Raw genomic sequence first — 18544 nt, forward strand, 5'->3', positions numbered from 1 at the left:
GTCGCTATTTTAACGCGGTATTTCCGCTGGCTGATAGCCGCGGCTCAGACGCATGAACAGCATGGCGGTGGCGGCGAATCCGCATAGGGCCGCGCACATCAGCCACCAGCCTGGCGCGCTCTTATCGCCGGTGATTTCGACCAGTGCGGTAGAGATAGCCGGCGTCAGCCCACCGAAGATAGCGGTGGCGAGGCTAAACGCCAGCGAAAAGCCCACGGTGCGAACGTAGACCGGCATCACTTCCGTTAGCGCCGCCACCATTGCGCCGTTATACATACCAAAGAAGAACGAGAACCACAGCAGCACCAGCGTCATGCGGGTGAAATCCGGCGCGGCGGTGAGCCATTGCATCACCGGCCAGGTGGTCAGCAGCGCCAGGACGGTAATTCCCATCAGCACCGGACGGCGGCCTATTTTGTCTGACAGCGCCCCGCCAATCGGCAACCAGATAAAGTTAGAGATACCGACCAGCATCGTGACCAGCAAGCTGTCGCGTGCGCTCAGATGCAGTACCGCTCTGCCATAAGTTGGGGTATAGACGGTAATAAAATAAAAGGTGGTGGTGGTCATCGCCACCAGTAAGGTGCCCGCGCTGATGATGCGCCAGTTTTTAACAATAGTGGTCAGTATCTCTTTGGTATCGGGACGATGCTTACGCTGCAGAAACGCTTCGGTCTCCTGCAGCGAACGCCGGAGCACGAAAATCAGCGGGATAATCAGGCAGCCGATGAAGAAGGGAATGCGCCAGCCCCATTCTGCAATCTCGTCGTGACCCAGCGTCTCGTTCAGCGCGTAGCCAATCAGCGCCGCCATGACGATGGCGACCTGTTGGCTGGCGGACTGCCAACTGGTATAGAACCCCTTTTTCCCCGGTTTGGCGATTTCCGCCAGATAGACCGATACGCCGCCGAGCTCGACCCCGGCCGAGAATCCTTGCAACAAACGGCCAATTAAGACCAGCACCGGCGCCAGCACGCCGATGGTTTGGTAGCCCGGCACCAGCGCAATCAGTAACGTGCCGCAGCCCATAATCGCCAGGGTGACCATCAGCCCTTTGCGGCGACCGATCCTGTCGATATAAGCTCCTAATACCACCGCACCGATGGGGCGCATCAGGAAACCGGAACCAAATACGGCAAAGGTGAGCATCAACGCCGCGAACTCACTCTCTGCCGGAAAGAAGGTCCTGGCGATATAGGTGGCGTAGAAACCAAACAGAAAGAAGTCGAATTGCTCGAGAAAATTACCGCTGGTTACGCGGAGAATTGCGCCGAAGGTACCGGCGCGCGAGGTTGGTTGGGTCATAGGGTTTGCTCTCCATTGTCTTTATCTTGTTTTTATAGAGGTAAGAGGGAGCGGGTCAGTCGCCTGCGACTGCCGCCTGTTTTCCGCGGCGTTTCTCAATCGCCCACTTGAGTAGCGCCGCACAGCGATAAAATCCGTGGGCAAATTTTCCGTAAGGCAGCGTTAAAAACAGCGCCATCACCACCCCGAGATGGATAGCGAGCAGAATGCCCATCCACGAGGTGTCCCGGCCCGCCAGTAGCGCGAGCCCGGTAAAACTGGTCAGCAGCAACAGCAGGATAAAAGCGCGATCCATCGGTTTTTGCCGCGCGTCGCCGTGCAGCGGCGAGCGGCGCAGGTTTAGCCATAGCAAACCCGCAGGGCCTACCAGCAGCCCGACGCCGCCGAGCGTGCCAAGCAGCACCGGTACGCTGAAGAACGGGTAGGGGGCTTCCCAGCCGGCGAAATAGTGATAGCCCGTAGCCACAACCGTGGCGGCGAAACAGAGCATAAAGCCGTAAAAGGTGAAGTGGTGAAAACGGCGGCGCATCAGCGTGAAGGCATCATCGGCCTCGTTACAGCCTTTACCGTGGCCACCGTCGAGATATTTCAACGTCAGCGCATCATGCGAGGCCCTGGCGATATCACCAGCTTGCGGTTGGCCAGGCGAGATCTCGCGCCAGAAACGAATCACCCCGCTCATCAATAAACCAATGGCCACAATGAAAACCGAACCGAACATCCACGCCAACAGGTTATGCGGGAAAATCTGGTAGAAATCACCGGCCAGCGGCGGGTGCAGCAGCGAACCTTTAAGCCCCATCGCCAGCAGCAGAAACAGGACAAGACCCGCGACCAGCGCCAGCACCGTGGCGATCCCCGCACGGCGATATAAACTGCCGAAAGCGGCGGGCCGGGCGTAATGTTGATAGGTTTCCAGCCGCACTTCCGCCATTGCTTTGGGAACATTAATCGCAAACTCGTGCGGCGGGGCATACTGACAGGCGTGCAGACAGGCGCCGCAGTTGTGGCACAGGTTCGCCAGATAGTTAATATCCGCCTTGCCGAATGCCAGACGCTGGGTCATGGCAGGGAACACGGCGCAAAACCCTTCGCAATAGCGGCAGGCGTTACAGACCTGCATCACCCGTTCGACTTCCGCCTCCGGCTCGGTGATGATTTGCGCCTCGATGATCAGCTTTTCAAGCGACTTCATGATGTTTCTCCTGCTGCGCCGCCAGGGCGGCTTGCTGACCGGCAATGCGGCCGAATGTGGTCCCGATCGACATGCCTACGCCGGCGGTATAGCCTTTGCCCAGTACGTTGCCAGCCATCATTTCGCCGGCGACAAACAGGTTGCGGCTCGGCTTACCGGCAAAGTGAACGGCGGCGTGTTGATTGACGTACAGCCCGAGGTAGGTGAAGGTGATCCCTGGACGCAGGGCATAACCATAATAAGGCGGCGTATCGATAGGCCGCGCCCAGTGGGTTTTTGGCGGCGTAAGGCCGGAGGTAGCGCAGTTATCAAGACGGGTATGGTCGAACTGGCCTGGCGTACAGGCGGCATTGTAGCTGGCGATGGTCTGCGACAAACGTTCGCCATCCAGCCCCAATTGGCGGGCCAGTTCCGCGATGGTATTGGCCTGGGCGCCCGGAAAAACGGGCGGCATAAACTGTCCAACGGCTTTACTGTCGATGATCGAATAGCCGATTTTCCCCGGCTGGTGGGCGACCAGACGGCCCCAGATGGCGTAACGTTTGGGCCAGAAATCCTCCCCTTCATCATAAAAGCGCTCGGCATCGCGGTTCACCACCACCCCCAGCGACACGCAATCGACGCGGGTACAGATGCCGCCGTCATAGAGCGGCGCCCGGGCGTCAATGGCGACGCAGTGCGACTGTGAAGGATCGCCGATGATATCGGCTCCGGCGTCGATCATAAATTTGAGCAGCACTCCCTGGTTAAAACGGGTGCCGCGGATGAGAAAGTTGTCGGCAGGCCACTCGCCGCGCTCATTTTGCCCCCAGGCTTCGCGCAGCCACTCGCGGTTAGATTCAAAACCGCCGGCGGCGAGCACGCAGGTTTTCGCGGTGATGCGCTCGGCGCCTGCCAGCGCGGCGACGAATTCGCCATCACGTAATTCAAGCGCCTGCACCGGCGTGTTATAGCGGATCTGCACGCCCATCTGCTCGGCGCTACGGTAATAGGCATTGACCAGGGCTTTCCCGCCGCCCATAAAAAAGGCGTTGGTGCGGGCGACGTGCAGGGCGCCGGATAAGGGCGGTTGAAAGTTAACGCCATGACGGCGCATCCAGTCCCGACATTGCGACGAAGTGCGGATCACCAGGCGAGCCAGCGCTTCGTTGGTGTTGCCCCCGGTGACGCGCAGCAGATCCTGCCAGTATTCTTCTTCCGGGTAGCTGTCGACTAAGACATCCTGCGGCGCATCGTGCATACAACGCAGGTTACGCGTGTGCTGAGAGTTACCGCCACGCCATTCCCGCGGCGCGGCTTCCAGCAGCAATACGGATGCGCCTGCTTCCCGGGCGGTTAAGGCGGCGCATAACGCGGCGTTGCCGCCGCCAATCACCAGTACATCCACCATTATCGGCTCCATTACGCTTTGACTAATTGTTAAATTTGTAATGGAAATGTAAGGCGCAGGAGCGACAGGCGCTATGGCGTAAAGCTAAAGAGGGGTTTAGGAAGTGTAAAGGCTGGCGCCCGGCCAGCAGCCAGTTTCCACAAGCTGACGCATGACTTTGGTCAGTATCACGCGCGCGGCAAGGCCTGCCGGGGTAAGTTCGTCATCTGAGAGACTGACCAGAAAATTCGGTCGGCTTAGTACCGGATTGTCGACGCCGATCACTCTTAGCGCCTCGCTGTCGAGATGAGAAATCGCCGCGCCCGGCTGCAGCGTGGCGCCGAGCCCGTCACGGACGGCGCGCATCAGCAGGGCCAGGCCATCGATTTCAGCCACCACGTCAACGTTGATGGCGTGCTCCTGGCAAATAGCGTCCAGCCTACCGCGCAGGCCATGTCCCTGGCTTGGCATAATCAGCGGGATGGCGGCAAGCTGGTCCGGAGAGATACTATCGCCGGGCAGCGGCGCCAGCACGTCATGGGCGCCAATCAGGAACAGACGTTCCTCAAGAATGGGTCGGGCGCTCCAGCGCAGGATCTTCTCTTTCTGGAAAACGATGGCTAAATCGAGCTGGCGAGTGTTGATCATCCGTTCCAGATTGCCGGAGAGGCTTTCCACCAGGTGCAGGCGGACGTCGGCGTAGCTTTCGCGCATGGCGTTGATAAAAGGTACGCCCAGCACAGAAGCGGTGCTCGGCGCCATACCGACGCTGACGTGACCGGAAAGGCGTGCTTCACGCGCGGCGAGAATGGCATCGTCAGCATGGCGCAGCGCCAGTTGCGCCTGCGAGTAAAAGGCGAGGCCGGCGCTGGTGGGCATTACGCCGCGCGAAGTCCGTTGCAGCAGGCGGATAGCGAGTTCATTTTCCAGACGCGCCATTTGCTGGCTGAGCGCAGAGACGCCAATATTCAGATCGAGCGCGGCGCGGCCCATACTGCCGGTTTCCACGATGCGGACAAAATAGCGTAGCTGGCGCAGCTCCATAGTGACTCTCCGTACAAGGCGTTAGGCTCTGACAGAATACGCATTCAGGCGGATTTCGCCCATAAAAAAAGCCAACCTGAAGGCTGGCTTTTCATTACATACGAGACGGGAAATTATTTATTCACCGCATCGTGGGCATGTTCATCTTCGCGGCAGTCGCCTTCCGCACAGTGGCCGTAGAGGTACAGGCTGTGGTTGGTTAAGCGGATGCCGTGTTGCGCAGCAATTTCACGTTGGCGGGATTCGATAGAATCATCGCTGAACTCGATCACTTTGCCGCAATCGAGGCAAATCAGGTGATCGTGGTGGTGCTGCTGAGTCAGCTCGAATACGGATTTACCGCCTTCGAAGTTGTGGCGAGTCACGATGCCTGCATCGTCGAACTGGTTCAGCACGCGGTAAACGGTAGCCAGACCAATCTCTTCACCCATATCGATCAGGCGTTTGTATAAATCTTCCGCACTGACGTGATGGTTATCCGGTTCCTGCAACACTTCCAGAATTTTCAGTCGGGGAAGTGTGACTTTCAGGCCAGCCTTCTTTAATGCGATATTGTTGTCAGTCATGCGGAATCTGTCCTGTTGCTAAAGATCGGCTTCCTTTAAAGGGAAGCAATACAGAGAATCACCCGATGTAATGCGTCTCATTATAGAGCTGCTACTCTGAAATGAAAACTGCAACCATCGCGCCTTGTAAGCTGTCAAAAACGAATTACCAGCTACAAACTGTGTCACGTGACCTCGTGGAATCAGAGGACATTGTACAGATATGTGATGAAAAGTTAAAAACTTGTAGCTATTAGTTTGATTGCTTTTATCTATTAATCAGCGCAGCTTAATAGCTGCGCTGTTTGATTCTTAGGCGTTTTTGATTTCTTCCAGATGCAGCTCTTCGGAAATCTGCTTCACCCACTTCTCAACGCGCTCGTTGGTCAGTTCCGGCTGACGGTCTTCATCAATCGCCAGACCGACGAAGTGATCGTCGTCCGCCAGGCCTTTAGACGCTTCGAAGTGATAGCCCGCGGTCGGCCAGTGGCCAACGATGGTTGCGCCGCGCGGTTCAATGATGTCACGAATGGTGCCCAGCGCATCGCAGAAGTATTCTGCGTAATCTTCCTGGTCGCCGCAGCCAAAGACGGCTACCAGCTTACCGTTGAAGTCGATCTCTTCCAGCGTTGGGAAGAAGTCGTCCCAGTCGCACTGCGCTTCGCCGTAGTACCAGGTTGGGATGCCGAGCAGCAGAATATCGTGGCTTTCCAGATCTTCTTTGCTGCTCTTGGCAATGTCGTGAACTTCAGCAACGTCTTTACCGAGCTGCTTTTGGATCATTTTTGCAATATTTTCGGTGTTGCCGGTGTCGCTGCCAAAAAAGATGCCGATGATTGCCATGAGTAAAATAACCTCTTGAAACTTAATGATGTGGTAGTGGCATTATGCCTACAGTTAACGGCAATCATAGCAGAACAGGGAAGGGCGCGGAAACAGCAATAACGTCCTGGTGCACACTCTGCTACATGAAAGCGATTTTTTTGCGTTTTTCAGACTTCGCCCTGGTTACGCAGGCAGGCCAGTTGGTGCATCAGCATCTCTTCGATAAGATCGCTGCGGCTCATATTGCGGGCTTCCGCCAGCTCATTAAGCGCGTCGACCGCATCGGCGTTGAGCTTCAACTCAACGCGCTTCAAGCCGCGAACCTTATCGCGTTTGAGCTGATTGCGTTTGTTGATGCGCAGTTGTTCATCGCGCGAAAGCGGATTGGTTTTCGGTCTACCCGGGCGACGCTCATTTGCGAACAAATCTAATGTCGTTCGGTCCGTTTGTTCTTTTGCCATGATTCAGAGTGACTTCGGGGAAACAAGCTGCCGGGCTATAGCCGGCGCAGATAGCGCGCCATAATACATCAGGCGAACCGCTGCGCCAACGACCGCGGGCATTATGCCGCGCGGTCGGGCGTTTTTTAGCCACTCAGGCTTCAATTGTGCTCAGATAACGGCGAATTGCGCGTAAAACCGCCTCGGGTTTTTCCGCATGCACCCAGTGTCCGGCGCCGGCAATGACGTGGGCGCGGGCCTGCGGGAACTGCGCCAGCAGCGCGTCGCGGTATTCATCGGTGACATAAGGGGAGTTGCCGCCGGGAATAAATTGCGCCGGGTGCGGCCAGGCGGGCACGGTTTCCCAGCCGACAATATGCGGGTATTGATCCCACAGCGCCGGCACGTTGAAGCGCCACGCGCCGTCGACAAAGGATTTCAGCAGAAACTGAATGACGCCTTCTTCCTTTATATGCTCGCGCATCACTTGCGCCGCCTGCTGGCGGGTGCTGGCGGCGGATTCGCTGACCGCGTTAATCGCCGCGAAGATCTCATCATGACGGCGGACGTGATAAGCCACCGGCGCAATATCAATCGCCACCAGCCCGGCGATGCGATCCGGCGCCAGCGCGGTCAGCGCCATCACCGCTTTGCCGCCCATCGAATGGCCGATAAAAGTCGCTTTCTCTATCTGATGATCGTCAAGAGTATCCAGCAGATCCTGCGCCATCGCGCGGTAGGTCATCTCCGGCGAACGCGGGGATAAACCGTGGTTTCGCATATCGACCTGCAATATATCGTAGTCGGCGACCAGATCGCGGGCGAGGATCCCAAGATTGTCCAGGCTGCCGAACAGGCCATGTACCAGGACGATTGGGGATTTATTGTGCGGGTTTTGTGCAGATTGCGCTCGGCTATTTAATTTCATGGCAAAGTTCTTTTTTTCGCTCCGTCGGGTTAGGGTATTATGTTGGACATTCTGCCATTAGGCTGCAAGACCCGGAAGCATTCTGAGTTTTACCGCCATCCTGGTTTGACGCTATTCGCGGTTGGGATTTGTCCTCTATCTGATGCCTTTTGTGCAGTAGTGTGAAAGACAAAGGATAGTTAATCCCGACGACTTGTATTCAGAAACAAAGAAATCGCACTGGATTAAGATGAAAACAATCGAAGTTGATGATGAGCTCTACCGCTATATTGCCAGCCACACTCTGCATATCGGCGAGAGCGCATCCGACATTTTACGGCGCATGCTGAAATTTTCCGCCGTTTCTCAGCCTGCATCTGGCGCGCCAGCGGCGAAAGCCGCGCCGGCGAAAGCCGCGCCGGCGGCTGCTCCTGCGGCGGCGCCAGTCGTCGAAGCGAAGCCGGCCAACCCGGTTAAAGATAAAGTCCGCGCCATGCGCGAGCTGCTGTTATCTGACGAATACGCTGAACAAAAGCGCGCGGTTAACCGCTTCATGCTGGTATTGACTACGCTTTACTCGTTAGACAGCAAGGCATTTTCAGAAGCCACTGAGTCTCTGCACGGACGCACCCGCGTATACTTCGCCGAAGACTCACGGACGCTGCTGAAAAGCGGTAATCAGACCAAACCGAAACAGGTTCCTGGTACGCCGTGGTGGGTTATCACCAATACTAATACCGGCCGTAAATGCAGTATGATCGAACACATCATGCAATCAATGCAGTTCCCTGCGGAGCTGATTGAAAAGGTATGCGGCACGATCTAGTTAATTAAACTTTGCACCAGAAGGATCAGGCAATGGCAATCGATAAACGTGCGGGTCAGCCGGCACAACAGAGTGATTTGATTAACGTCGCCCAGCTGACCGCTCAGTACTACGTGCTGAAGCCGGAAGCGGGTAATGCGGAGCATGCGGTTAAGTTTGGCACCTCCGGCCATCGCGGTAGCGCAGGGCGCCACAATTTCAATGAGCAGCATATTCTGGCGATTGCGCAGGCGATTGCGGAAAACCGCGCGAAAAACGGCATCACCGGCCCATGCTACGTGGGTAAGGATACCCACGCTTTATCCGAACCGGCCTTCATTTCCGTGCTGGAAGTGCTGGCGGCGAACGGTGTTGATGTGATCGTTCAGGAAAACAACGGTTTCACCCCGACGCCGGCGGTTTCCAACGCGATTCTGGTGCATAACAAAAAAGGCGGCCCGTTGGCGGATGGTATCGTTATCACCCCGTCGCACAACCCGCCGGAAGATGGCGGTATTAAGTACAACCCGCCAAACGGCGGCCCGGCTGATACCAACGTGACTAAAGTGGTGGAGAACCGCGCGAATGAACTGCTGGCCGCCGGTCTGCAGGGCGTGAAGCGTATTTCTCTCGACGCCGCGCTGGCTTCCGGCCACGTGAAAGAGCAGGACCTGGTACAGCCGTTTATTGAAGGGCTGGCGGATATCGTCGATATGGCGGCTATTCAGAAAGCGGGCCTGAAACTGGGCGTCGATCCGCTGGGCGGTTCGGGTATCGAATACTGGAAACGCATCGGCGAGCACTACAAGCTGGATCTGACCATCGTCAACGATCAGGTCGATCAGACGTTCCGCTTTATGCACCTGGATAAAGATGGCGCGATCCGCATGGACTGCTCCTCCGAGTGTGCGATGGCGGGTCTGCTGGCGCTGCGCGATAAGTTCGATCTGGCCTTCGCCAACGATCCGGATTACGACCGTCACGGTATCGTGACCCCGGCTGGCCTGATGAATCCGAACCACTATCTGGCGGTGGCTATCAACTACCTGTTCCAGCATCGTCCGCAGTGGGGTAAAGACGTTGCGGTTGGTAAAACGCTGGTTTCCTCGGCGATGATTGACCGCGTGGTTAACGATCTGGGCCGTAAGCTGGTGGAAGTGCCGGTGGGCTTCAAGTGGTTTGTTGACGGTCTGTTCGATGGCAGCTTCGGCTTCGGCGGCGAAGAGAGCGCAGGGGCATCATTCCTGCGTTTCGATGGCACGCCGTGGTCCACCGATAAAGACGGTATCATCATGTGCCTGCTGGCGGCGGAAATCACCGCGGTGACCGGTAAGAACCCGCAGGAGCACTACAACGAGCTGGCGGAACGCTTTGGCGCCCCGAGTTACAACCGTCTGCAGGCATCGGCCACTTCCGCGCAGAAAGCGGCGCTGTCTAAGCTGTCGCCGGAAATGGTGAGCGCCGACACGCTGGCGGGCGATCCGATCACCGCGCGTCTGACCGCGGCGCCGGGCAACGGCGCTTCTATCGGCGGGCTGAAAGTGATGACCGACAACGGCTGGTTCGCGGCCCGTCCGTCAGGCACCGAAGACGCCTACAAAATCTACTGCGAGAGCTTCCTTGGCGAAGAACATCGCAAGCTGATTGAAAAAGAAGCGGTAGAGATTGTCAGTGAAGTGCTGAAAAACGCCTGACCCTGTTTACCCCGGCGGCGTTAACCGACCGCCGGGGTCATTGATTTGTTCCCTTCAAGGCATAAAGCGATAGCCAATACCGGTTTCGGTCAGCAGATGCTGCGGCCGCGCCGGGTCAGCCTCCAGTTTTTGCCGTAAGTGCCCCATATAAATCCGCAAATAGTGACTGTGCTCCACGGCGTTAGGTCCCCATACCTGATTCAGAAGCTGGCGCTGGGTAAGCACTTTGCCCGGATTGTTCAGTAGCGCCGCCAGCAGGCGAAACTCGATGGGCGTCAGATGAATTTCTTCACTGCCGCGCATGATACGGCGGGCGGGGATATCGACGCTAATATCGGCAAAGCGCACCACCGGCTCATCGGCCTGCGCGCTGCCGTGACGGCGCAGCGCGACGCGCAGTCGCGCCTGCAGTTCGCCTATGCCAAACGGTTTACTCAGGTAGTCATCGGCGCCGGCGTCAAGGGCGGCGATTTTGTCATGCTCTTCGCTGCGCGCCGACAGCACGATAATCGGCATCTGGCTCCACTGGCGAACTTCACGGATAAAATCATTACCGTCCCCGTCCGGCAGGCCGAGATCGAGGATCGCTAAATCCGGTTTGCGGGTAGCGGCTTCGATGAGCCCCCGCTGCAGTGTTTCGGCTTCAAATACGCGCATACCGTCGACTTCCAGCGCGGTGCGCAGAAAGCGGCGGATAGCGTGTTCGTCTTCGATGATTAAAACGTTAATCACATGTCCTCGGTTAACTCTTCCAGTTCTGGGGGCGATTCTCGCGGCAGTGTAACACGGAAACAGGCTCCGCCCTCCGGACGGTTGCTGGCGGTAATGCTACCGTCGTGCACCTCGACAATGGCCTGGCAAATCGCCAGCCCCAGACCGACGCCGGGGATAGCCGATTCTTTATTACCACGCGCGAACTTATCAAAGATAGCTTGTTCCTGGCCTGCCGGGATCCCCGGACCATTATCCCAGACTTCAATGATCAACTGCTGCCTATCCGCTTCGGCGTGAATGCCAATCTGCGCCTGCGCGCCGGCGTATTTATGCGCGTTTTCCAGCAGGTTGATCAGCACCCGCTCAAACAGCGGGCCGTCTACGTGGACCAGCAGTAGCGGGTCCGGCAGCGACAGCTGGATGTGCTGGCCGCCAAGCCCTGGCTCCAGCATACGCAGGGCGCTACCGACGATCTCTTCGAGCGTTAACCACTCTTTATGCAGATTAAAGCCGCCGGACTGAATACGCGCCATATCCAGTAAATTATTCACCAGCCGGGTGGTGTTGAGCACGTGCTGGCGAATTTCGTTGGCCTGCGGCGCGTGCTTCGAACCTTCGCTGGCCAGATCGAGGGTCAGGATCTCCGCCTGGCCGAACAGGACCGTCAGCGGCGTCCGCAGATCGTGGGAGAGGGCGGCCAGTAGTGAGTTGCGCAGGCTTTCGCGTTCGCTGGTCAAGCGCGCCTGCTCTTCGCTGGCGGTCAGGGTCAGACGTTCAAGGGCGCTGGCCACCAGCAGGGTAAAGGTTTCCAGCAGCCGTTGCTGTTCGGGGATCATCAGCTGACGCAGATTTTCCGGTTCGACCAGCAGCAGTCCCCAGGTGCGGGCGGCGCTTTGTAGCGGCAGAATTTGATACGGCACGCCGGGGAGAGTGTCGGTACCGGCTCCGGCTGGCTGGCCCTTATCGAAGCTCCAGCGGGCAATCGCATCATCCCACGAGAAAACGCCGGATTGCTGGGTCATCGGCTGCAGCTGCCCGTTCTCATCTGGCAGCAGTAGTTGGCTGCGGGCCTGAAAGGTGGAGGTAATAAAGCGTTCGCTGGTGGCGGCGATATCTTCGCGGCTGCGGCCGACCGCCAGCGCTTTCGACATTTCATACAGGTGGCGGGTGCGCCGCTCGCGGTAACGCGCCACCCGCGCCTGGTAACGCATCCCGGCGGTCAGGTTGCCGATCACCAGACCAACGGTCAGCATCACGCCGAACGTCAGCAGATACTGGACGTCGGAAACCGCCAGCGTGCCGCGTGGGGCGACAAAAAAGAGATCGAAGCTAATGACGTTGATAAAGGTCGCCAGCACCGATGGCCAGCGGCCATACAGCAGGGCGATAATCACCACGCCCAGTAGATAGAGCATCACCAGGTTGGCGGCTTCGAAGGCCATCAGCCACTGCATGGCGACTACGGTGATAATGGCGCACAGCGCCACGGCCAGCAGGCAGCCCTTCAACTGCTGGCGCCATTTGTCGAGCGCCGTACGATTGTCGTTCGCGCGGGCGGGCAGGGAGGCCGGTTTTTCATCCAGCGCGATCACCACCAGATCGAGGTCCGGGGCGCGACGCGCCAGACGGTCGGCAAACCCGGCTCGTTCCCACCAGCGGCGCTCTCCCTGGCGGCCAATCACAATTTTGCCGAGGTTGTGCTCGCGAGCGTAATGCAGCACCGCTTTTTCTTCCGATGGGTCGGAGAGGGTGGCGGTCTCGGCGCCTAACTCTTGCGCCAGCTTCAGCGCGGCGAGGATCGCCCGCCGCCTGGCCTCCGGCAGTCGGTGCAGCGCGGGCGTTTCTACATAGACCGCGTGCCAGACGCTGCCGAGCCTGGCTGCCAGCCGGGCGGCGGCGCGAACCAGTTTTTCACTGCCGGTGTTGTGGCCGATGCACAGCAGAATGGCGTCGCGGGTGTGCCAGACTTTTTCCTGCCCCTGGCGGTCGCGCCAGGCGCGCATTTGCTCGTCTACCCGGTCGGCGGTACGGCGCAGCGCCAGCTCGCGCAGGGCGATCAGATTACCTTTGCGGAAGAAGTTTTCGATGGCGCGTTCGGCCTGGCCGCCGATGTACACCTTGCCCTCATTCAGGCGCTGGCGCAGATCGTCCGGCGGCAAATCCACCAGAACGACATCATCGGCGGCGTCAAAGAAGGGGTCGGGGACGGTTTCGCGCACCTGCACGCCGGTAATACCGCTGACCACATCATTGAGGCTTTCAAGATGCTGGACGTTGACGGTGGTGAAGACGTCGATACCGGCTTCGAGCAGTTCTTCGACGTCCTGCCAGCGTTTCGGGTGGCGCGAACCCGGCGCGTTGCTGTGCGCCAGTTCGTCCACCAGGATCAGCGCCGGGCGGCGGGCCAGTGCGGCATCGAGGTCAAACTCATGGACGTAGCGTCCGCGATGGGAAATGCGCTTTTGCGGGAGGGTGCTGAGCCCCTCCAGCATGGCGGCGGTATCTTTGCGGCCGTGGGTTTCCGCCACGCCGATCAGAATATCCAGCCCCTGAGCGCGCAGCCGCTGCGCTTCCGCCAGCATTGCCCAGGTTTTGCCCACCCCGGCGCAGGCGCCGAAAAACACCTTCAGCTTGCCGCGATGCGGCGCAGCGGTTTGTTGCAGCAGACGGTCGGGGTCCGGACGCAGCGGCTCGTCACTCATTGATTAATCCTTTAGGGCATCCAGCGCCATATTCAGTTGCAGTATATTTACCACAGGTTGACCGAGAAAACTGAGCAACGGTTTTTGCGTCGCCTGATCCACTAGCTGTTTCACCTGCGCGTCGCTGAGATTGCGCGCTTTGGCGACGCGCGGTACCTGCCACAGCGCCGCGGCAGGGGTCAGGTTGTTATCCAGCCCGCTGGCCGACGCGGTAACCAGCTCGACCGGCACCGTCGGATTCGCTTGCGGGTTAGCGGCGCGTAACGCCTCTACCCGTTCGCTAATCGCTTTATCCAGCGCCGGATTGCTGACCGCCAGGTTACTGCCGCCAGAGGCCAGCGGATTATCCGCCACCTCTGCCGTCGCGGAAGGGCGGCCGTGGAAATAACCGGTGGCGGTAAAGTTCTGCCCGATCAGAGCGGAGCCGCGCACCTCGCCGTCGATCTGGATCAGCGAGCCGTTAGCCTGCTGCGGGAACCACCACTGCCCTAAGGCGGTAGTCAGCAACGGATACAGGCCGCCAGTGAGCAGGGTTAACAGAATAAATAGCACAAGTGCCGGACGAATTAATGACATGGTAGTTTCCTCACACCAGACCCGTCAGGGTCAGCAACAGGTCGATAGCTTTAATACCGACAAACGGCACAATCAGCCCGCCGAGGCCGTAAACCCACAGGTTGCGGCGCAGCATCGCCGATGCCGACAGCGGACGATAGCTCACGCCTTTCAGCGCTAAAGGGATCAGGCAGACGATAATCAGGGCGTTGAAAATAACCGCGCTCATGATCGCCGAAGAGGGCGAGTGCAGATGCATCACGTTCAGCATCGCCAGCTGCGGATAGGCGGCGGCGAAGGCGGCCGGAATAATCGCGAAATACTTGGCGACGTCGTTGGCGATACTGAATGTGGTTAACGACCCACGGGTCATCAGCATCTGTTTACCGATATGCACCACTTCAATCAGCTTGGTCGGGTTCGAGTCGAGATCCACCATATTGCCCGCCTCTTTTGCTGCCTGGGTGCCGGAGTTCATCGCGACCGCCACATCAGCCTGCGCCAGCGCCGGGGCGTCGTTGGTACCGTCACCGGTCATCGCCACCAGCCGTCCTTCCGACTGATACTGGCGAATCAGCGCCAGCTTGGCTTCCGGTGTCGCTTCGGCAAGAAAATCATCAACCCCCGCTTCGGCGGCGATGGCGGCGGCGGTCAGACGGTTATCACCGGTGATCATCACCGTCTTAATGCCCATTTTGCGCAGCTGGGCGAAACGCTCTTTAATGCCGCCTTTGACGATATCTTTGAGTGAAATAATGCCCAGCACGCGTTCGCCTTCCGCCACCACCAGCGGCGTGGCCCCCTGGCGGGCGACCTCTTCTACCTGCTTATCGACATCGGCCGGGAAGTGGCCGCCGTTAGCTTCGATATGGCGGCGAATCGCGTCCACCGACCCTTTGCGGATCATGCGTTGGTCGATGTTGATACCGCTCATACGGGTCTGGGCGGTAAAGGGGACAAATGTGGCGTGCAGCGACTGCAGGTCGCGCTCGCGCAAATTAAAGCGCTGTTTCGCCAGTACCACGATGCTGCGGCCTTCCGGCGTTTCATCCGCCAGCGACGACAGTTGGGCGGCGTCGGCCAATACGCGCTCTTCGACGCCGCGAGCCGGCAGGAAAGCCGAGGCCTGACGGTTGCCGAGGGTGATGGTGCCGGTTTTATCCAGCAGCAGTACGTCGACATCGCCGGCGGCTTCCACCGCGCGGCCGCTGGTGGCGATAACGTTGGCGCCGAGCATTCGGCTCATCCCGGCGACGCCGATAGCGGAGAGCAGGCCGCCGATGGTGGTCGGGATCAGACACACCAGCAGCGCGACCAGCACGGTAACGCTAACCGCATTACCGCTCCACGCCGAGAAGGGCCAGATGGTGGCGGTGGCCAGCAGGAACACCAGCGTCAGGGCGATCAGCAGGATCGTCAGCGCGATTTCGTTTGGAGTTTTACGGCGCTGCGCGCCTTCAACCATGGCGATCATCCGGTCAAGGAAGGTTTCGCCAGGGTTGACGCTGCAGCGGATCACCAGCCAGTCAGAGAGGATCCGGGTGCCGCCGGTGACCGAGGCGAAATCGCCGCCGGACTCGCGGATCACCGGCGCGGATTCCCCGGTGATGGCGCTTTCATCTACCGAAGCGCCGCCTTCGATCACTTCGCCGTCGCAGGGGATAATGTCGCCAGCTTCGACCAGCACGATATCGCCTTTGCGTAACTCTTCCGCCGGGACGTGATCCATCGGAGCATCGTGCTGCGGCGCGCGCAGCTTACGGGCGAAAGCGGTTTTCTTCACCCCTTTCAGGCTGTTGGCCTGCGCTTTACTACGGCCTTCGGCCATGGCTTCGGCGAAGTTGGCGAACAGCACGGTAAACCATAACCACAGGCTGACGGCGGCGGTAAAGCCGGCGTGACCCGTGAGATACCCCCCGGCCATGGCCATCGCCAGCAGGGTGGTCAGCACGCTGCCAATCCAGACGATAAACATCACCGGGTTACGCCACTGCACCGAGGGGCTGAGTTTTTTCACCGCATCCAGCAGCGCCTGACGCACCAGCGTCGGCTCCAGCAGGGCTAATTGTTTGCGACTCATAACAGGCTGCTCCGCATCGCTTAAAGTAAAGAGAAGTGTTCCGCCACCGGGCCGAGCGCCAGTGCGGGGATAAAGGTCAGGGCGCCGACCAGCAGGACGGTACCGATCAGCAGGCCGATAAACAGCGCGTCGTGGGTGGCGAGCGTGCCGGAGCTGGCGGGCTGAATTTTCTTATTCACCAGCGACCCGGCAATCGCCATCACCGGGACGATCACCCCGAAGCGGCCCACCAGCATGCAGAACGCCAGCAGCAGGTTCCAGAATGTCGTGCCGGCGCTTAAGCCGCCGAAGGCGCTGCCGTTGTTGTTGGCCGCCGAGGTGACGGCGTACAACACTTCGCTAAAGCCGTGTGGCCCAGGATTCAACATGGCGCTGCGTCCGGCTTCGGTCATCATCGCCAGCGCGGTGCCGAGCAGTACCAGCGTCGGGGTCACCAGAATCGCCAGCGCGATCATTTTCATTTCGCGCACGTCGATTTTCTTGCCGAGATATTCCGGCGTGCGGCCAATCATCAACCCGGCGATAAATACCGCCAGCATGACGAACAGCAGCATGCCGTATAGCCCGGAGCCTACGCCGCCGAAGACCACCTCGCCAATCTGCATCAACCACATCGGCACCATACCGCCCAGCGCGGTGAAGGAATCATGCATCGCGTTGACCGCACCGCAGGAGGCCGCAGTGGTGACCACCGCAAACAGGCTGCTGGCGAGAATGCCAAAGCGGCTCTCTTTCCCTTCCATATTCAGGCTGCTGTCGGCGCCAAGGCTGAGCAGATGCGGATTTCCGCGGGTTTCCGCCCACATCACCACCGCCACGCAGACCACGAAAATCAGCGCCATCGCCCACAGGATTGCGCGCCCCTGACGGCGATCGCCGACCGCTTCGCCAAAGGCAAAACACAGCGCCGCCGGGATCAAGAAGATCGCCAGCATCTGCACCAGGTTGGTTAACGACGTCGGGTTCTCAAACGGATGCGATGAGTTGGCATTAAAGAAGCCGCCGCCGTTGGTACCGAGCATTTTGATCGCTTCCTGCGAGGCGACCGGTCCCATCGGTAGCCATTGGCGAACGCCTTCCAGGCTGGTGAACGGCTGATAAGCCTGCAGGTTCTGCGGCACGCCCTGTTGCACAAAGAACAGCGCAATCAGCAGAGAGATTGGCAGTAGCAGCCACAGCGTAATGCGGGTCAGGTCGACCCAGGCGTTGCCGAGGGTGCTGACTTTCTGTCGCGCCCAGGCTCGGGTCAGCACGAAGATCACCGCAATACCGGTCGCGGCCGACAGGAAGTTTTGCACCGCCAGGCCCACCATCTGGCTGAGATAGCTCATGGTGGTTTCCCCGGCGTAGGCCTGCCAGTTAGTGTTGCTGACGAAGCTTACCGCGGTATTCAACGCTAAATCCCATGACAGGTTGGGGAAGTGCTGCGGATTGAACGGCAGCCAACCCTGGCACATCAGCAGCGCCATCAGCGCCGCGAGACCAATGGCGTTAAACAGCACAATGGCGATCAAGTACTGCCGCCAGTCCATCTCCTGGCGGCGAATCCCCGCCAGCCGCCAGATACCGCGCTCAACGCCGGCAAGCCCCGGGAGCGGAACGTCGTTTATCATTCGCGCCAGCAGCGAACCGAGTGGCCGCGCCAGCACCAGCAGTACCAGCAGGAAGCTGGCGATAAGTAAGAACCCTTGCGCGGCCATCAGAACGCCTCCGCATGTATCAGGGCATAGACCAGATACGCCAGCAGCAGGAACACCAGCGTTACGCCGGCAATGATGCCTGTAGTCACTTTCCACCTCCGGGTGTGTCTCTTATTGATATACCGAGAGGGTAGGAATTTCGGCGCAAAGATTTCGCAAAAATCGCCGCGGGCGGTGTAAAAAAAGTATAAAAATGGCTAAAGGCACAATTTAACTAATGGTTAGTATTAATTTAACTTTTTTGTAACTCAGTTACGCCGTGAATGTAAATTAAGTATAAATAAGTGCTTTTTAGTGGTCGGATGAGTAGTAAAATTACAACCAGCGCGGTACTATTTGTGCAGACAAACATTGTGACATTTACCGGCGTTGCTTGCCGGCCTGACAAAGGGGAGAGAAATTATGGCGTTGTACAAAGCTTATCCTGCTCACATTATCCTGATGCGTCGCGCTTTCGCCGTCGTGGCCGGGGTCGCTGCGCTGCCGGTGATGCTGTTCTGGAAAGATCGCGCCCGTTATTACAGCTGGCTGCATCGCGTATGGGCGAAAACCAGCGAACAGCCGGTATGGATGGCGCAGGCGGAAAAAGCCGCGCACGACTTCTACTAAATCCGCGCTGCTGCAACGAATATCAAAACCGCCGGTTGACGACCGGCGGTTTTTT

The 18544-nt window shown here is 58.6% G+C and carries 17 protein-coding genes; 3 read left to right on the forward strand and 14 right to left on the reverse strand.

Translation table 11 applies throughout. The features are described from left to right. Nucleotides 1-9: 9 nt before the first annotated feature. From ABLU86_RS02300 to ybfF, 8 genes are all read right to left on the reverse strand, one after another. Nucleotides 10-1305, reverse strand: a complete 1296-nt coding sequence (locus tag ABLU86_RS02300) for an MFS transporter (RefSeq protein ID WP_049034978.1) — start codon at nt 1303-1305, stop codon at nt 10-12. A gap of 55 nt (nt 1306-1360) precedes the next feature. After that, on the reverse strand, nt 1361-2500 hold the full coding sequence (gene tcuB / locus ABLU86_RS02305; protein WP_348796175.1) for a tricarballylate utilization 4Fe-4S protein TcuB: 1140 nt from the start codon (nt 2498-2500) through the stop codon (nt 1361-1363). Continuing rightward, a complete protein-coding gene (gene tcuA, locus ABLU86_RS02310; protein WP_348796176.1) occupies nt 2487-3890 on the reverse strand; it encodes an FAD-dependent tricarballylate dehydrogenase TcuA in 1404 nt (467 codons plus the stop codon). The genes tcuB and tcuA overlap by 14 nt, the downstream gene beginning before the upstream one ends. A gap of 96 nt (nt 3891-3986) precedes the next feature. After that, complete coding sequence (gene tcuR / locus ABLU86_RS02315) at nt 3987-4913, reverse strand: tricarballylate utilization LysR family transcriptional regulator TcuR (RefSeq protein WP_015367699.1); 927 nt, start codon at nt 4911-4913, stop codon at nt 3987-3989. Nucleotides 4914-5026: 113 nt separating this feature from the next. Beyond that, complete coding sequence (gene fur / locus ABLU86_RS02320) at nt 5027-5479, reverse strand: ferric iron uptake transcriptional regulator (protein ID WP_015367698.1); 453 nt, start codon at nt 5477-5479, stop codon at nt 5027-5029. Nucleotides 5480-5770: 291 nt separating this feature from the next. Next, entirely contained in the window at nt 5771-6301 is a 531-nt protein-coding gene (gene fldA / locus ABLU86_RS02325; protein ID WP_015367697.1) for a flavodoxin FldA, read from the reverse strand. Nucleotides 6302-6450: 149 nt separating this feature from the next. Further along, nucleotides 6451-6744, reverse strand: coding sequence for a LexA regulated protein (gene ybfE / locus ABLU86_RS02330; protein WP_015367696.1), 294 nt, complete (start codon nt 6742-6744; stop codon nt 6451-6453). A 133-nt stretch (nt 6745-6877) separates the two neighbouring features. After that, complete coding sequence (gene ybfF / locus ABLU86_RS02335; RefSeq protein WP_113373861.1) at nt 6878-7651, reverse strand: esterase; 774 nt, start codon at nt 7649-7651, stop codon at nt 6878-6880. Between the two features lie 229 nt (nt 7652-7880). Between ybfF and seqA the strand changes: the two genes are divergently transcribed. Together seqA and pgm are read left to right on the forward strand one after the other, a co-directional pair. Beyond that, nucleotides 7881-8456, forward strand: coding sequence for a replication initiation negative regulator SeqA (gene seqA / locus ABLU86_RS02340; RefSeq protein ID WP_348796177.1), 576 nt, complete (start codon nt 7881-7883; stop codon nt 8454-8456). 32 nt (nt 8457-8488) lie between these two features. Continuing rightward, entirely contained in the window at nt 8489-10129 is a 1641-nt protein-coding gene (pgm, locus tag ABLU86_RS02345; protein ID WP_015367693.1) for a phosphoglucomutase (alpha-D-glucose-1,6-bisphosphate-dependent), read from the forward strand. Between the two features lie 54 nt (nt 10130-10183). Here the strand turns inward: pgm and kdpE are convergent, their stop codons facing one another. Genes kdpE through kdpF form a run of 6 tightly spaced genes read right to left on the reverse strand, consistent with a single transcriptional unit; the run spans nt 10184 to nt 17969 of the window. Next, on the reverse strand, nt 10184-10861 hold the full coding sequence (kdpE, locus tag ABLU86_RS02350) for a two-component system response regulator KdpE (RefSeq protein WP_348796178.1): 678 nt from the start codon (nt 10859-10861) through the stop codon (nt 10184-10186). Next, a complete protein-coding gene (kdpD, locus tag ABLU86_RS02355) occupies nt 10858-13545 on the reverse strand; it encodes a two-component system sensor histidine kinase KdpD (RefSeq protein ID WP_348796179.1) in 2688 nt (895 codons plus the stop codon). Before kdpD ends, kdpE begins: the two co-directional genes overlap by 4 nt. A gap of 3 nt (nt 13546-13548) precedes the next feature. Beyond that, on the reverse strand, nt 13549-14121 hold the full coding sequence (kdpC, locus tag ABLU86_RS02360) for a potassium-transporting ATPase subunit KdpC (RefSeq protein ID WP_059444368.1): 573 nt from the start codon (nt 14119-14121) through the stop codon (nt 13549-13551). Between the two features lie 10 nt (nt 14122-14131). Further along, nucleotides 14132-16180, reverse strand: coding sequence for a potassium-transporting ATPase subunit KdpB (gene kdpB, locus ABLU86_RS02365; protein ID WP_015704756.1), 2049 nt, complete (start codon nt 16178-16180; stop codon nt 14132-14134). Nucleotides 16181-16200: 20 nt separating this feature from the next. Continuing rightward, complete coding sequence (gene kdpA / locus ABLU86_RS02370) at nt 16201-17880, reverse strand: potassium-transporting ATPase subunit KdpA (RefSeq protein WP_101739216.1); 1680 nt, start codon at nt 17878-17880, stop codon at nt 16201-16203. Beyond that, a complete protein-coding gene (gene kdpF, locus ABLU86_RS02375; RefSeq protein ID WP_020079348.1) occupies nt 17880-17969 on the reverse strand; it encodes a K(+)-transporting ATPase subunit F in 90 nt (29 codons plus the stop codon). The genes kdpA and kdpF overlap by 1 nt, the downstream gene beginning before the upstream one ends. A 313-nt stretch (nt 17970-18282) precedes the next feature. Between kdpF and ABLU86_RS02380 the strand changes: the two genes are divergently transcribed. Beyond that, on the forward strand, nt 18283-18489 hold the full coding sequence (locus ABLU86_RS02380) for a DUF2517 family protein (protein ID WP_015367687.1): 207 nt from the start codon (nt 18283-18285) through the stop codon (nt 18487-18489). The last annotated feature ends 55 nt before the right edge of the window (nt 18490-18544 follow it).

This window comes from Klebsiella sp. JN_Kp121 (assembly GCF_040062145.1).
In the GTDB taxonomy this organism is placed as follows: domain Bacteria; phylum Pseudomonadota; class Gammaproteobacteria; order Enterobacterales; family Enterobacteriaceae; genus Klebsiella; species Klebsiella aerogenes.